The organism is Streptomyces sp. NPDC025833, from assembly GCF_055558055.1.
The window spans coordinates 92,292-106,468 of record NZ_JBVHNF010000010.1; the positions used below are offsets into that span (position 1 = coordinate 92,292).

At 75.7% G+C, this 14,177-nt stretch carries 11 protein-coding genes and 1 pseudogene; 2 read left to right on the forward strand and 10 right to left on the reverse strand.

The window, feature by feature from the left end; genetic code table 11:
* Window positions 1-7 precede the first annotated feature (7 nt).
* Both ACZ4K2_RS19170 and ACZ4K2_RS19175 read right to left on the reverse strand, forming a co-directional pair.
* On the reverse strand, window positions 8-1,855 hold the full coding sequence (locus tag ACZ4K2_RS19170) for a transketolase (protein WP_467475034.1): 1,848 nt from the start codon (window positions 1,853-1,855) through the stop codon (window positions 8-10).
* A gap of 30 nt (window positions 1,856-1,885) precedes the next feature.
* Window positions 1,886-2,083 carry a hypothetical protein gene (locus ACZ4K2_RS19175; protein ID WP_467475032.1) on the reverse strand — a complete coding sequence of 66 codons (198 nt, stop codon included), beginning with the start codon at window positions 2,081-2,083 and terminating at the stop codon, window positions 1,886-1,888.
* Between the two features lie 672 nt (window positions 2,084-2,755).
* On the opposite strand from ACZ4K2_RS19175, the gene ACZ4K2_RS19180 reads away from it, so the two are divergent.
* Window positions 2,756-3,712, forward strand: a complete 957-nt coding sequence (locus ACZ4K2_RS19180) for an LLM class F420-dependent oxidoreductase (protein WP_467475031.1) — start codon at window positions 2,756-2,758, stop codon at window positions 3,710-3,712.
* 123 nt (window positions 3,713-3,835) lie between these two features.
* Window positions 3,836-4,225 (forward strand): VOC family protein, encoded by a 390-nt coding sequence (locus tag ACZ4K2_RS19185; RefSeq protein ID WP_467475030.1) that lies wholly within the window; start codon window positions 3,836-3,838, stop codon window positions 4,223-4,225.
* On the opposite strand, the pseudogene ACZ4K2_RS19190 reads toward ACZ4K2_RS19185, so the two are convergent.
* From ACZ4K2_RS19190 to ACZ4K2_RS19225, 8 genes and pseudogenes are all read right to left on the reverse strand, one after another.
* Window positions 4,204-4,879: pseudogene (locus ACZ4K2_RS19190) on the reverse strand (DUF5107 domain-containing protein); the annotation flags it as partial. The gene ACZ4K2_RS19185 and the pseudogene ACZ4K2_RS19190 sit on opposite strands and share 22 nt — an antisense overlap.
* Before the next feature lie 153 nt (window positions 4,880-5,032).
* Entirely contained in the window at window positions 5,033-5,584 is a 552-nt protein-coding gene (locus tag ACZ4K2_RS19195) for a GNAT family N-acetyltransferase (RefSeq protein ID WP_467475028.1), read from the reverse strand.
* Between the two features lie 60 nt (window positions 5,585-5,644).
* Entirely contained in the window at window positions 5,645-6,568 is a 924-nt protein-coding gene (locus ACZ4K2_RS19200) for a S66 peptidase family protein (protein WP_467475027.1), read from the reverse strand.
* The gene (locus ACZ4K2_RS19205; RefSeq protein ID WP_467475025.1) at window positions 6,565-8,520 is read right to left on the reverse strand and encodes a S9 family peptidase; all 1,956 of its coding nucleotides are present in this window, start codon (window positions 8,518-8,520) and stop codon (window positions 6,565-6,567) included. Before ACZ4K2_RS19205 ends, ACZ4K2_RS19200 begins: the two co-directional genes overlap by 4 nt.
* A gap of 15 nt (window positions 8,521-8,535) precedes the next feature.
* A complete protein-coding gene (locus ACZ4K2_RS19210; protein ID WP_467475023.1) occupies window positions 8,536-9,840 on the reverse strand; it encodes a M20/M25/M40 family metallo-hydrolase in 1,305 nt (434 codons plus the stop codon).
* Window positions 9,833-10,666: a M55 family metallopeptidase gene (locus ACZ4K2_RS19215; protein WP_467475021.1), complete on the reverse strand. Its 834-nt coding sequence runs from the start codon at window positions 10,664-10,666 to the stop codon at window positions 9,833-9,835. Before ACZ4K2_RS19215 ends, ACZ4K2_RS19210 begins: the two co-directional genes overlap by 8 nt.
* A gap of 124 nt (window positions 10,667-10,790) precedes the next feature.
* On the reverse strand, window positions 10,791-11,510 hold the full coding sequence (locus tag ACZ4K2_RS19220) for a class I SAM-dependent methyltransferase (protein ID WP_467475020.1): 720 nt from the start codon (window positions 11,508-11,510) through the stop codon (window positions 10,791-10,793).
* Between the two features lie 82 nt (window positions 11,511-11,592).
* Window positions 11,593-14,055 carry an ATP-binding SpoIIE family protein phosphatase gene (locus ACZ4K2_RS19225; protein WP_467475018.1) on the reverse strand — a complete coding sequence of 821 codons (2,463 nt, stop codon included), beginning with the start codon at window positions 14,053-14,055 and terminating at the stop codon, window positions 11,593-11,595.
* Window positions 14,056-14,177 lie beyond the last annotated feature (122 nt).

Genomic DNA, 14,177 nt, shown 5'->3' on the forward strand with positions numbered 1-14,177 from the left:
GGCCCGTTCACCGCACGACCGCCTCCTCGACCAGCAGGCGGGCCGCCGCCGCGATGCCCGCGGCGTCGATACCGGCCGCGTGCAGCTGCTCGTCGGGCGCGGCCGAGCCCGGCATGGTGCGCACGCCCAGCCGGACCAGGCGGGGCACCGGCCGGCCGTCGGAGAACGCCTCGGCGACGGCGTCCCCGAGGCCGCCCTCCGGGTGGTGGTCCTCCACCGTGAGCAGGCAGCCGGTCTCCTCGGCCGCCCGGCGCAGGGTCTCGGCGTCCACGGGCTTGACCGAGTACAGGTCGATCACCCGCACCTGGATGCCGTCCTCGGCGAGCCGGTCGGCCGCGGCCAGCGCCTCGAAGACGGTGGTCCCGGCCGCGACGAGGGTCAGCCGGTCGTTCTCGCCGGAGCGCAGCGTCTTGCTGCCGCCCACCGGGAACTCCTCGTCGGGCCCGTAGAGCACCGGGGACTTGCCGCGGGAGGTGCGCAGGTAGCGGATGCCGTCCAGGCCGGCCATGGCCGCGACCAGGCGGGCGGTCTGGTTGGCGTCGCACGGGTAGAGCACCGTCGAGCCGTACACGGACCGGAACATCGCCAGGTCCTCCAGGCCCATCTGGGACGGCCCGTCCTGCCCGATCGCGACCCCGGCGTGCGAACCGACCAGATTGATGCCGGAGCCGCTGATGGACGCCATGCGCACGAAATCGTGGGCGCGGGTGAGGAAGGCGGCGAAGGTGGAGGCGTACGGCAGCCAGCCGCGCGCGGCCATCCCGACGGACGTGGCGACGAGTTGCTGCTCGGCGATGTAGCACTCGAAGAACCGGTCGGGGTGGGCCTTGTGGAACTCCTCGGTCCGGGTGGAGTCGCCGACCTCGCCGTCCAGGGCGACGACGTCGCCGCGGGCGGTGCCGAGCGCGGTGAGGGCCGCGCCGAAGGCGTCCCTGGTCGCGACCTCGTCGCCCTCGTCGTAGCGCGGGAGCTGGACGGGTTCGCTGGTGAGCGAGCGCAGCGCGGCGGCGGCGCGCGGCTCGGAGACGCGGACGCGCAGGTCGCGCCGGCCGCCGAGTTCGGCGACGGCCTCCTCGGCCTCGGGCAGCGGCTTGCCGTGCAGGCCCTCGCGGTCCTCGACGGCGGCCACGCCCTTGCCCTTGAGGGTGCGGGCGAGGATCACGGTGGGCTGACCGGTGGTGGACAGCGCCTCCCCGTAGGCCCGGTCGATCGCGTCGACGTCGTGGCCGTCGATCTCGATGGTGTGCCAGTCGAACGCCTGGAAGCGGCGGGCGTAGGCGTCCAGGTCGTGGCCGTGCCGGGTGGGGCCGCGCTGGCCGAGCCGGTTGACGTCCGCGATGACGATCAGGTTGTCCAGGTTCTCGTAGCCGGCGTGTTCGGCGGCCTCCCACACCGAGCCCTCCGCCAGCTCGCTGTCGCCGCACACCACCCACACCCGGTAGCCGGTGCGGTCCAGCCGCTTGCCGGCGAGCGCGATGCCGACGCCGACCGGCAGGCCCTGGCCGAGCGAGCCGGTGGCCGTCTCCACCCAGGGCAGCCGCCGGGGCGTCGGGTGGCCCTCCAGCCGGCTGCCGAGCTTGCGGAAGGTGACCAGCTCGCCGTCCTCGATCGCGCCGGCCGCCTTGTAGGCGGCGTACAGCAGCGGCGAGGCGTGGCCCTTGGACAGCACGAAGCGGTCGTTGGCCGGGTGTTCGGGGCGCTCGAAGTCGTAGCGCAGGTGGTTGGCGAGCAGGACGGCCACCAGGTCGGCCGCGGACATCGAGGACGTCGGGTGCCCCGATCCCGCGGCGGCGGACGCCCGCACGCTGTCCACGCGCAACTGCTGGCCCAGTTCGGCGAGTTCTTCGGTGTTCATGGATCTCCTTCTCCTCGCGGTCGGTCGCGCTCAGTCGCGGGTGCCGGGGGGGTCGGTCCGCTTGACCGGGCCGGGGGACGGGTGCTCCCGGCCGCTCCTGGCGGGTTCGCCGCCCGGCTGGTTCTTCGCCGGTTCACCGCCCGGCTGGTTCCTGGCGGGTTCGCCGCCCGGCTGGTTCTTCGCTGGCTCGTGGCCCCGCCGGTTCTCCGGGTGCGGCCGTTTCGTCATGGGCTCGTCTCCTGTGTGTGCGGACGGCCGGTCCGGGCCGTCCGGTGTCCGCGCCGGTTCCGGTGCCGGTGCCGCCGTGGCCGGCCGGACCGGTCGGGCCCGTGGGGGCCCGGTCGGACGCCCTGGCGCGGGAGGACGGCGGCCGGTGGTGAGCCCCGGGTCGCGGTGGCGGCAGGGGCGGCCGGGCCGCGGCTGCCGGTTCCGCGCTCGGGGGCCCGGCAGCGGACCGTCCCGGTGTCCGGGGCCCCCGTCCGCCGCGCCCGGCACCGGGCGCGGCCCGGTGACCCGGCGCGCCTCCGCGACGCCTGCGGTGACCCGCGGGAGCGGCGGGTGCCGGACGCGGTCCGTCGGGGCGGGCGGCGCGGTTCCGGGTGGGCCGGGCCGGCGTGCGGGCGGCCCGGCACCCGGCGGAACCGGCACCGACGACCACGGCACGGGATCGGCTCACGGTGGCCTCCGGTGTGGCTCGTACGAGGTCTTCCGCGTAACCGGGGCCGGGGCGCCCAAACGCCGGGCGGGAGGCCCGGCCACCGGACCGGGCACCCGCACGCCACTCCCGTCCCGCGCGCCCGCACCGGCGTTTCGGCCGGTCGCGGCCGGTTACCCGGCCGGGGTCCGCCGCACCCCGCGCCCCGCACCACGACGGGCCCATGTCCGCACGGAGGTCTTCCGATGCCCGAGTACGGCTATTTCCTCGCGGCCGAGGAGCACGGTCCCGCCGCCCTCGTCGAACAGGCCCGGATGGCCGAGCAGGCCGGGTTCCAGGCGCTGTGGATCTCCGACCACTACCACCCGTGGAACGGCGCGCAGGGCCAGAGCCCGTTCGTGTGGTCGGTGATCGGCGCGCTCTCGGAGGCCGTCTCGCTGCCCATCGAGACGGCCGTGACCTGCCCGACCGTGCGGATGCACCCGGCGGTCGTGGCGCAGGCCGCGGCGACCAGCGCGGTACTGACCGGCGGCCGGTTCCGGCTCGGGGTCGGCACCGGGGAGGCGCTGAACGAACACATCCTCGGCGACCACTGGCCGCCCGCGCACGTGCGCCTGGAGATGCTGGAGGAGGCGGTCCAGGTGATGCGCCGGCTGTTCACCGGCGAGGAGGTCAACCACCACGGCACCCACTACACGGTGGAGAACGCCCGCCTCTACACCGTCCCCGACGAGCCCGTCCCGATCGACGTCTCCGGCTTTGGGCCGAAGGCGACCGCGCTGGCCGCCCGGATCGGCGACGGCTACATCACGATGATGCCGCAGGAGGAGATGGTCACCCGGTTCCGCAAGGGCGGCGGCGGGACGAAGCCGGTCAGCGGCGGCACCAAGGTCTGCTACGGCACCGACCGCGAGAGTTGCGTCCGCACGGTGCGCGAGCTCTGGTACAACGAGCTGCTCCCCGGTGAGCTGGGCCAGGTGCTGCCCTCGCCGCGCCACTTCGAGCAGGTGCGGGAGCTGGTCACCGAGGACATGGTGCGGGACCAGGTGGTGTGCGGCGACGACGCCGACCGGCACGCCCAGGCGCTGCGGGAGTTCGCCGACGCCGGGTTCGACCGGGTGTACGTCAACCAGATCGGCCCGGACCAGCGGGGGTTCTTCGACTTCTACCGCACGAAGGTGCTGCCGCAGCTCGGCCGGTGAGGCCCCACCGGCCGCTCGCCGGATGCACCCAAGGGGTTCGCTCACCCGGCGGGCGCCGGTGCGCCACGGCGGGTGGCAGGAGTGCCGTGCGCGTGCCCGGCGGGCCCAACTAGGCTCGCCCGCATGGAGATTCTGGGCGCCTCGCTGCGCATCTGCGTCGACGACCTCGACACCGCGGTCCCCTTCTACGAGAGCCTGTCGGGCGGCAGGGCGCTGCGCTTCCGGCGCGGTGACGTGGAGGTCGCCGCGGTCGGCTCCTTCCTCCTGATGAGCGGCCCGGAGTCGGAGCTGGAGGTGCTGCGCAAGGTGGCCGCGACGATCGCCGTCCAGGACGTGGACGAGGCGCACCGGCTGCTGACGGAGCTGGGCGCCCACGTCGTCGCGGGCCCGGTGCCGACCCCGGCGGGCCGCAACCTGCTGGCCGTGCATCCGGACGGCTCGGTCTTCGAGTACGTCGACCAGCGCGGCGACCAGTCCCCCCAGCCGGCGTCCGGCCGCATCCGGGAGTCGTAGCGGGCGGGCAGCGGCTCGTCGGTGAGGCGGCTCCGGAGCCGTCCGACGTCCTCCGCGCCCTCCCGCAGGTCGGCGATCTCGAACCCGGCGCCGAAAACGGCCCGCGCCGCGGCGCCCCGGCCCTCGGCGAGGAACAGTCCGGCGAGCAGCGGCCGGAACCGGCCCCGGTCGCGGACGGCGTCGGGCGGCCGTTCCCACACCATGCGGGCCTCGGCGGTCCGCCGCACCCGGAGCAGCGCCTCGCAGCCTCCCGGCCGAGCGCGGCCGCGGCGTTCCCCTGGTCCCGCCGGTCGCGGCACAGGGCGTCGAAGGCGTCCGCGTACCGGTCGGCGGCCCGTCGTGGTGGCCGGCCTCCCGGTCGGCGACGGCCAGGCAGCGCAGCGGCGCCCAGGGCGCGGACGCGTGCAGCAGCGCGCGCTCCCAGCTTCGGACGGCCCGCGCGCGGTCCCCGGCGTGCCATTGCGCGACGCCGAGGCGGTACTCGGTGTGCGCGGCGGCCGGGGCCGACTCCAGCAGCTCCCGCCGGGGCGGGGCGACCAGGGGCGGGCCGGGCGGGCGGCCGGGCTCGGGTTCCGGCAGGGCTCCGATGCGCGGCAGGTGCCGCCGGGGCTCCTGGGCGGCGGCGAGGGTGGTGTCGGACAGCGGGTTGTCGGGCCCCGACTCGGCGGCGGGGAGGGTCGGCACGTCACGTCGGATCCTCGTCACGGTGACCACGGAACCCGGCGGCAGGGGACCCGGCCGGGGGAGCCGCCGGTCAGGATCGCGCGAAGGCGTCCGCCCGCCGCGCCCGCACGGCCGGGGCGGGGGTCAGCGGCCGGGGCGCATCTCGGCGGTGAGCGCCCAGCGTTCGTGGTCGCGCCAGGCACCGTCGATGTGGATCATCTTCGGGGAGAACCCCTCCAGCCGGAACCCGGCGCCGCGGGCCAGTGCGATGGAGGCGGTGTTGCCGGGCTGTGCGTTGATCTCCAGCCGGTGCAGGCCGAGCGGCCCGAAGGCGTACCCGATCACCAGCTCCAGCCCCTCGCGCATCAGGCCCCGCCCGGCCGCGTGCGCGAAGGCGCCGTAGCCGAGGGCGCCGGACCGGAAGCCGCCCCGCACGATGTTGTTGATGTTGATGAAGCCGGCGATGGCCCCGCCGTCCTTCTCGCACACCAGGAAACCGGCCCGGGCCGGATCCTCGATCAGCCGGCCCGCGTAGTCGGCGTACGCGGCGTCGGTGTCCGGCGGGAACAGCCACGGCCGGTGCAGGTCCTTGCTCTCCCTGGCCCGGGCGGTGAACTCGGGGCCGTCGTCGAGGGCGAAGGCGCGGACGGCGACGCGGGGGCCCACGGCGAGCCAGGGCGACGGAGGGTGCGGCATCCGGCCAGCCTACGGCGTCCCCGACCGGGGCCGCCCGAGGACGCCCCGCGCCGGGCGGGGTCAGCGCAGCGCCGGCTCGTCCAGGGTGAGCGTGCCGGCCTCCGTGTCGAGTTCGGCCGCCACTCCGAACGGGACCGTCGACGCCCCCGCGCAGTGGCCGAAGCCGGTCTCCTCGGCGACCGGGACGCCGAGTCCGCCGAGCCGGTCGGCCAGCACCGGCCGCAGTTCGGCGTAGTCCGCGCAGCCCTCCCAGGAGCCGAGGAGCACCCCGCGCACCCCGTCCAGCCGGCCGGCCCGCAGCAGTTGGGTCAGGTACCGGTCCAGCCGGTACGCCTCCTCGCCCACGTCCTCCAGGCAGAGCAGCCCGCCGCGCGCCGCGGGCCGGGCGTGCGGGGTGCCGCACTCCGCGGCGAGCAGGCTCAGGCAGCCGCCGAGGGTGACGCCACGGGCCCGGCCGGGCACGAGGGACCGGCCGCCGAGGTCGAGGGTGCGGACCGTCTCGGGCGCGAAGAGCGTGGCCCGCAGGTGCTCCTGGGCGCGGGCGTTCTTGACGAAGTCGATGCCGGCCGCCATCGGCCCGTGCAGCGTGACCAGCCCCAGCCGGGCGGCGACGGCCTCGTGCAGGACGGTGATGTCGCTGAACCCGACGAGGACCTTGGGCCCGGCCGCCCGCATCGCGTCCCAGTCCAGCAGGTCCACCATGCGCTGCGCGCCGTAGCCGCCGCGGGCGCACAGCACCGCGTCCACGGCCGGGTCGCACCAGGCGCGCTGGAAGTCGGCGGCGCGGTCGGCGTCGGTGCCCGCCAGGTACCCGAACCCGGGGTGCCGGTCGAGGACATGGGCCCCGGCCACCGGGTCCAGGTCCCAGCCGCGCAGCACGTCGAGGCCCGCCTCCAGCCGCTCCTCGGGCACCGGCCCGCTGGGGGCGACGACGGCGACCCGGGCGCCGGGTGCCAGCCGGCGCGGGCGCAGGAGTTCCTTCACGGGGCCAGTTCTACCTTCGCGGTCGGCGGCGCCGGGTCCAGCCCGAACACCTGGGCGTATAGGGAGAGTTCCGCCTCCAGGGCGCGCACCATGGTCTCGGCCCGCCGGAACCCGTGCCCCTCCCCCGCGAAGGTGAGGTAGGCGTGCGGCACGCCGCGGCCGGCGACCCGGGCGAGGAAGCGCTCGCACTGGGCAGGCGGGCAGATGACGTCGTCCAGGCCCTGGAGCAGCAGGAACGGCACGGTGAGCCGGTCGGCGTGCGCGGTCGGCGAGCGCTCGGCGTACCGCGCCGGCACCTCCGCGAGCGGGCCGATCAGGGACTCCAGGTAGCGGGACTCGAAGTCGTGGGTCTCGCCCGGGCCCCAGGTCGCGAGGTCGAGCACCGGGTAGACGATGGTGCCGCAGGCGTAGACGTCGGTCGTGGTCAGGGAGGCGGCGGTGGTCCAGCCGCCCGCGCTGCCGCCCCGGACGGCCAGCCGGGCGGGGTCGGCGGTGCCCTCGTCGGCCAGGGCGCGGGCGACGGCCGCGCAGTCCTCGACGTCGACCACGCCCCACTGCTCGCGCAGCCGTTCGCGGTAGGCCCGGCCGTAGCCGGTGGAGCCGCCGTAGTTCACCTCGGCGACGCCGATGCCCCGCGAGGTGAAGTAGGCGATGGCCAGGTCCAGCACCAGCGGCACCCGGCTGGTGGGCCCGCCGTGCGCCCAGATCACGTACGGCGGCAGTTCGCCGTCGGGCGCGGTGCGGGAGGGGTGGTGCGGCGGGTGGACGTGGGCGTGCACCTCGCGGCCGTCCGGGCCGGCGAAGGTGCGGACCTGCGGCCGCGGGTAGTAGGCCGGGTCCACCGGGTCGCGGTGCCGGGCGCCGATCACGCGGGCGCGGCCGGTCGCGGTGTCCAGTTCGACCACCTCGTGCCCGGTGCGCGGGCCGGCGCCGACCGCGACGACGCGGGTGCCGTGGGCGGCCAGGGTGGCCGTGCACTCCGTCCAGGGGCCGGCGGCGTCGACGATCTCGCCGGACTCCGGGTCGAGTATCCCGAGCACGGCGGGCCCGCGGCCGTGCACGACCGCCAGCAGCCCGTTGTCCAGCGGCGCGAACCAGCGCAGCCCGAGCTGCCAGAGGGGCCCGCCGAACTCCTCCTCGCGCGGGCACAGCGGGGTGCCGTCGCGGTAGAGGTTCCACCAGCCGGTGCGGTCGCTGGAGTGGAGCAGGGCGCCGTCCGCCGCCCACTCGACCTGGGCGACGGCCTCCTCCGGTCCGCCGGCGACGGTCCGGGCGCCGGTCAGCAGGCCGTCGCCGCCGACCTCGGCGACCAGCAGCTCCGTCCCGTCCCACGGCATCCGCGGGTGGTCCCAGGCCAGCCAGGCGGCCCGCCGGCCGTCGGGCGACAGCCGGGCCCCGGTGACGAACCGGTGCCGGGCGGGGAGGAGTTCGCGGACGGCGGCCCGGTCGCCGGCGGCCGAGCCGTCCAGCGGTACGGCGGCCTGGACCCGCCGTACGTCGTCAGGGCCGTCCCCGGTGAACTCCTCCAGGACGCACCACACCTCGCCGCGGGCGAGGTCGATCCGGGGCTCGGCCCAGCGCAGGCCGCCGCCCACCGGTGACACGGGGGTCAGCGGCCGGGGCTCACCGCCCGGCTCGCAGCGGTAGAGCCGCTGGTCGGCGAAGTGCACGAACACCACGAGGGGCCGGCCGTCCGCCACCGCACCGGCCCAGGGGTGGCCGCCGTACTCGATGACGCGGCTGCGCACGTTCCACGGCGCGGGCAGCACCTGTTCCTCGGCGCCGTCGGCCCGCCGCCGCACCAGCGTCCGCCGGCCGCCCTCGGCCGGCCGGGGCTCGGTCCACCACACCTCGTCGCCGACGAAGCCCACCCAGTCGGGCCGTCCGTCGTGCGCGGCGGCCAGCGCCGCGTCGACGGGTGACGGCCACGATCCGTACGGCGCTTCCAGCATCCTCTCCCCCACCCTCTAGGCCGTCCGCAGGAAGCGGTCCAGCACCCGGACACCGAAGTGCAGCGCCTCGACCGGCACGCGCTCGTCCACCCCGTGGAACAGCGCCTGGTAGTCGAGGCCGACGGGCAGCCGCAGCGGCGAGAACCCGTAGCCGGCGATGCCGAGCCGGGAGAACTGCTTGGCGTCCGTGCCCCCCGACATGCAGTACGGCACCACATGGCCGCCGGGCGCGAACTCCGCCACCGCGGCCCGCATCCGGTCGAACAGCGGCACGTCCACCGGTGCCTGGAGGGCCGGTTCCCGGTGCGCGAACTCCCAGCGCACGTCCGGCCCCGTCAGCTCGTCCAGGGTGGCGGTGAACTCCTCCTCGGTGCCGGGCAGGAACCGCCCGTCCACGTAGGCGGCCGCCTCGCCGGGGATCACGTTGACCTTGTAACCGGCTTCCAGCATCGTCGGGTTGGCGCTGTTGCGGACGGTCGACTCGACCAGCTTGGCGGCGGGGCCGAGCTTCTCCAGCAGCGTGTCCACGTCCGCCGGTCCCGTCTCGACGCCGTACAGGGCGGCGAGGGCGTCGAGGGCGGCCCGCACGGTCGGGGTGAGCCGGAGCGGCCACCGGTGCTCGCCGACGCGGGTGACGGCCGCGGCGAGCCGGGTCACCGCGTTCTCCGCGTTCACCTTGGAGCCGTGCCCGGCCCGGCCGCGCGCGGTCAGCTTCAGCCAGGCGGTGCCCCGCTCCCCCGCCGCGATCGGGTAGATCTCGCGGCCGGCGCCGTCGTGGAAGGTGAAGGCACCGGACTCGCCGACGGCCTCGGTGCAGCCCTCGAAGAGTTCGGGGTGCCGGTCGGCCAGGAAGCCGGAGCCGTCCTCGGCGCTGGCCTCCTCGTCCGCGGTGAAGGCGATGACGAGGTCGCGGCGGGGCCGTACGCCCTGCCGGGCCCAGTTCCGGACCACCGCGAGGATCATCGCGTCCATGTTCTTCATGTCGACGGCGCCGCGGCCCCACACCACGCCGTCGCGGACCTCGCCGGAGAACGGGTGCACGCTCCAGTCGGCGGCCTCGGCTGGCACGACGTCGAGGTGGCCGTGGACCAGCAGCGCGTCGGCGGACGGGTCGGTGCCCGCGATCCGGGCCACCACGTTGGTCCGGCCCGCGGTGCGCTCCAGCAGCAGCGGCTCCAGGCCCGCACCGGCCAGCCGTTCGGCCGCGTACTCGGCGGCGGGCCGCTCCCGGCAGTCGCCGCCGCCCCGGTTGGCGGTGTCGATGCGGATCAGTCCGGAGGTGAACTCCACCACCTCGTCCAAGGCCAGCTGGTCAGCCATACTGCTCCTCCACGGCGGCGGAGACGATCGTGGTGACCGCCTTGAACGTCCTGATCCCCTCGTACATGGCGGCGCTCGTGTACGCCACCTTCCGCTCACCGGTGCGGACCACTCCGGGGACGACGGTGGCGGCCTGCGCCAGGTGCTCGGCGTCGAACTCGACGACGACGGTGAACGGCCCTGCCTGGACTGGCTGGTGACGGACCGCCAGCCGGGCCGCCTCCTTGGCCGCCGCGCGGATGTCGGCGGCGGTGCGGGCCGGGGTCCGGCACACGGCCGCGTACCGGGACACGTGGTCCTTGACGGCGACCTTCAGCGCCTCGGGGGCGTAGCCGAGGGCGTCCTCGCACGCCACGTCGTCACCGGTGACGAGGACGACGGGGGTGCCGTACTCGGCGACGACGTGCGCGTTGAGCAGGCCCTCGCTGGCGCGGACGTCGTTCAGCCAGACACCGGTGATCTGGTTGGCGAGGTAGGTGTGGGCGAGGACGCCCTCCATGCCGGCTCCCCCGTGGTAGCCGACGAACGCGATGCCGTCGACGTCGCCGTGCTGGACGCCCTCCACCATGGACAGCGCCTTGTGCCGGCCGGTGAGCATCTCCACGCGCTCGTCCAGGCGCTCCAGGAGGAGGTTGCGCATGGACCAGTGGGCCTCGTTGACGACCACCTGGTCGGCGCCGCCGTCGAAGAAGCCCTGGGCGGCGGCGTTCACGTCCGAGGTGAACATCGACCGGCACCGCTCCCACTGCGGCGTCCCCGGCAGCACGTCGGCAGGCCAGGTGACGCCCGTGGCACCCTCCATGTCGGCACTGATGAGGATCTTCATGCTGCGTCACGTTACGCGTCGGGCGGCGGACAGGCTACGACCCGGACACGGTGACCCGGTACGCAGCGGTGGCGCGCCGGGCACCGGGTCCGCCGGCGGGCCCCGAGGGGGCGCCGGGGGCCGCTCACGCCCCCGCGAGGACGAACCACCGGGCCGGCAGCTCTATGCGGGTGCCGTCCTTGAGGTGCTCGGTCTGCGGCAGGGTCGTCGCGCCGTCGGCCAGGACGGTGAGACCGGCCCCGGCGAGCAGCCGGGGGATCTCGTCATCGGCCGCGTCGGCGGGCTTGAGCCCGTGGTGGAAGACGCGCTGGAGCTTGGGTCCCGGGCCGCCCGGCTCGGACGCGGCGTGCGACAGGACGTCCCGGGAGGCGGAGGTCAGCTCGACCACGAAGGCCCGGCCCGCGGTGCCGATCAGCTCGGCGACCGCGGCGGCCACGGCGGGCCGCGCCGCGGGCTCGCTCTGGTGGATGACGGCCCGCATGTAGACGTGGGTGTCGCCGAGCCGCCGGTGCAGGTCGCGCACGGCCCCGGTGTCGGTGAGGTCGAGCTGCCGGAACTCGGCGGGACCGCCGTCCGCGGCGCGGCGGGCGTGCTCGACGGCCGCGTGCGAGAGGTCGACGCCTATCGCACGGGCGAACCGGGTGGCCAGGTAGCGGGTCTGCGTGCCGTTGCCGCAGCCGAGGTCGACGATCGCGCGGTCCGGGCCGGCGTGCGCGAGGAGCAGTTCGCTGTGCGGCGCGGCGGTCAGGGCGGGCTCGGCGTCCCAGATGGCCTCCCCCCGGCCGTCGGCGGTCTCCCGCCAGTAACTCTCCCAGTTGTCGCGGTACTTGTCCGAGATCTTCATGCGTGCTCCCCACGGTCGTCGGTTCCGTGATCGGGATACCGTGGCGGACCGCGGCGGGGCAAGGGCCGGGCGGCGGCCGCCTTCACGACACGGGGACGGCCTGTTCGAACCAGACGGTCTTGCGGTGCCCGGTGGCGCTGGCTCCCCACTCCCGGGCCAGCCGGCTGACCACGCGCAGGCCGCGGCCCGACTCGTCGTCCGGACCCGCGGTGATCATGGCGGGCAGGTCGGGGTCGTCGTCGGTGACCTCGAACAGCAGCGCGTCGGTCCGGACCACCCGCAGGCCGATCCGCTCGCCACCGGCGTGCCGGACGGCGTTGGTGACGACCTCGCTGACCAGCAGCCGGGCCGTCTCCACGGTCTCCGGCAGCCCCCACTGCCGGAGCTGGTCGCAGACCAGTCGCCGGGCCCGGGCCACCTCGCGCGGGTCGGCGTCGAGCCGCCACTCGGCGACGTGCTCGTCCGGGATGCCGTTGAGCCGGGCCATGAGGAGGGCGACGTCGTCCTTGCGTCCGCCGCGGGTGTTCAGCGCGCGGATGATGGTGTCGCAGGCGTCGTCCATGGATGCGGCGGGGTGCGCGGCGGACTCGCAGAGCGCGGCGAGGCCCTCGCCGATGTCGGAGCCGCGCACCTCGACCAGTCCGTCGGTGCACAGCACCAGCCGGTCGCCCGGCGCGACGTCGACCCGGACCGCCTCGAAGGGGACACCGCCGACGCCGATCGGGGCGCCGGTGGGCAGCTCCAGGAGTTCACTGCCGCCGTCCGCGGCACGGACCAGCACCGGCGGGATGTGCCCGGCGTTGGCGAGGGTCAGTTCGCCGCGGATCGGGTCGTAGACCGCGTACAGGCAGGTGGCGAGGTAGTTGTCGCCGAGCCGGCGGGCCAGGTCGTCGAGGTTGCGCAGGAGCTGGGCGGGCGGGGTGCCCAGGGCCGCCATGGTCTGCACGGCGGTGCGCAACTGCCCCATCATCGCGGCCGAGTTCAGGCCGTGCCCCATGACGTCGCCGACCACGAGGGCGGTACGGGAGCCGGGCAGCTTGATGGTGTCGAACCAGTCGCCGCCGATCCGGCCGAGCCGGGTGCCAGGCAGGTAGCGGGTGGCGGTGTCGCAGCCGGCCATCCGCGGGGTGACCTGCGGCAGCATGCTGTCCTGGAGGGTGTCGGCGACGTTCTCCTGGTAGGTGTACATGCGGGCGTTGTCGAGCACGAGGCCGGCGCGGGCGGCGAGTTCGGCGCCGGTGGTGCGGTCCATGTCGTCGAACCGGGCGCGGTCCGGGCGGCGCATCAGCACCATGAAGCCGAGGACGACGTTGCGCGCCTTGAGCGGGACGATCAGCAGGGACCGGCCGCCGATCAGCGGGCGCAGGTCGCGCTTCTCGAACTCGCCGGCGATGCGCTCGCTCAGCTCCTCGGTGACCTCCGGGACGACGACCGGTTCACCGGTGACCATGCACCGGTAGAACGGGGTGTGCTCGGGGAAGGCGAAGGACTCGCCGACCGGCACGGTGTCGTCCCAGCGGCCGGGCTCGTCGTTGTGCTCGACCCAGACGCGGAACATCACGGTGTGGGCGTCCGGCGGGCCGTCCGGGAAGCCCTCGCCCGCCAGCACCGCGGCGCGCAGGTGGGTGCCGGCGAAGTCCGCGAACCGCGGCACGGCGGCGCTGGTGACCTCGCGGATGGTCTCGCCGAGGTCCAGGGAGGAGCCGATGCGGGAGCTGACCTCGTTGAGGAACTCCAGCCGCTCCCGGACGGCGGCGTACTCCAGGTCCGTCTCGGCGCCGGACGGGACCGGGAGGGCGGCCGGCCGCTGCCGTGGGAGCACGGCCTCGGCGCGGGCCCGGCCTGGGCGGCGCGGCACGCCCCAGTACGGCGTGACGGGCACCCGCTCGAGCCTGCTGAACTCCAGGACCGGATAGCCGAGTTCCAGGACCTGCGAGACGATGCGGGCGCTGAGCCCCGGGCCCATGTTGGGCAGGATGTCGGGCAGCCGCCGTTCGAGGTCCTCGGGGGCGGGCAGCTCGGTGTGGCGGGCGAAGCCGGGCGAGACGCGTTCGGCGCCCTCGGCGCCCTCGGCGCCCTCGGCGTCGTAGCCGCGTTCCGCGCGCAGCAGGGTGGCGTCGGCGGCGAGCACGAGCAGCCGGGAGGGGTCCGGGCCGACCAGCGGGTAGGCCCACCAGAGCACGTCCAGCCGCTCGGCGCCGGGCGCCTGCCGGGGCGGGCGGAGGCGGGCCCGGCCGGCCGTGGCGTAGCCGGTGTGCCCGCCGAGCGGGGAGTCCGGGTGCGGGCCGGGGCCGTCGTAGGGCGGGTAGGCGTCGACCGGGTCGTCCAGGTCCCCGGGGAGGGCGCCGGAGACGGGCAGCAGGTCGGCCGCGGGGCGGCCGACGGCGTCCTGCCGGTCCACGCCGAACAGGCGCCGTGCGCCGCTGCTCCAGTGGGACACCAGGCCGGCGCGGTCGACGACGACCACGGCCAGCGGGATCCGGCCCGCGGCGGTGTCGCCGGCGCCGAGCCCGGGAGCTGTGTCCCGCTCGCTGCCACGGTCCATGGCCCAGGCCCTCTCTCCCCACGGCTGTACGCAAACGATCTGTGCCGCCGGCCACTACGGTAAGGCGGCGGCCGGTCGCGATGTGTGGCAATCCCGGAATTGGGTTCACCGGATGCCACCGG

What these genes read in the sequence shown, in the direction of transcription:
- ACZ4K2_RS19210 (WP_467475023.1), bottom strand. Translation starts at nt 9,840, where the DNA reads ATGGCTGACCAGCTGGCCTTGGACGAGGTGGTGGAGTTCACCTCCGGA.
- ACZ4K2_RS19205 (WP_467475025.1), bottom strand. Translation starts at nt 8,520, where the DNA reads ATGCTGGAAGCGCCGTACGGATCGTGGCCGTCACCCGTCGACGCGGCG.
- ACZ4K2_RS19185 (WP_467475030.1), top strand. Translation starts at nt 3,836, where the DNA reads ATGGAGATTCTGGGCGCCTCGCTGCGCATCTGCGTCGACGACCTCGAC.
- ACZ4K2_RS19170 (WP_467475034.1), bottom strand. Translation starts at nt 1,855, where the DNA reads ATGAACACCGAAGAACTCGCCGAACTGGGCCAGCAGTTGCGCGTGGAC.
- ACZ4K2_RS19215 (WP_467475021.1), bottom strand. Translation starts at nt 10,666, where the DNA reads ATGAAGATCCTCATCAGTGCCGACATGGAGGGTGCCACGGGCGTCACC.
- ACZ4K2_RS19175 (WP_467475032.1), bottom strand. Translation starts at nt 2,083, where the DNA reads ATGACGAAACGGCCGCACCCGGAGAACCGGCGGGGCCACGAGCCAGCG.
- ACZ4K2_RS19195 (WP_467475028.1), bottom strand. Translation starts at nt 5,584, where the DNA reads ATGCCGCACCCTCCGTCGCCCTGGCTCGCCGTGGGCCCCCGCGTCGCC.
- ACZ4K2_RS19220 (WP_467475020.1), bottom strand. Translation starts at nt 11,510, where the DNA reads ATGAAGATCTCGGACAAGTACCGCGACAACTGGGAGAGTTACTGGCGG.
- ACZ4K2_RS19225 (WP_467475018.1), bottom strand. Translation starts at nt 14,055, where the DNA reads ATGGACCGTGGCAGCGAGCGGGACACAGCTCCCGGGCTCGGCGCCGGC.
- ACZ4K2_RS19180 (WP_467475031.1), top strand. Translation starts at nt 2,756, where the DNA reads ATGCCCGAGTACGGCTATTTCCTCGCGGCCGAGGAGCACGGTCCCGCC.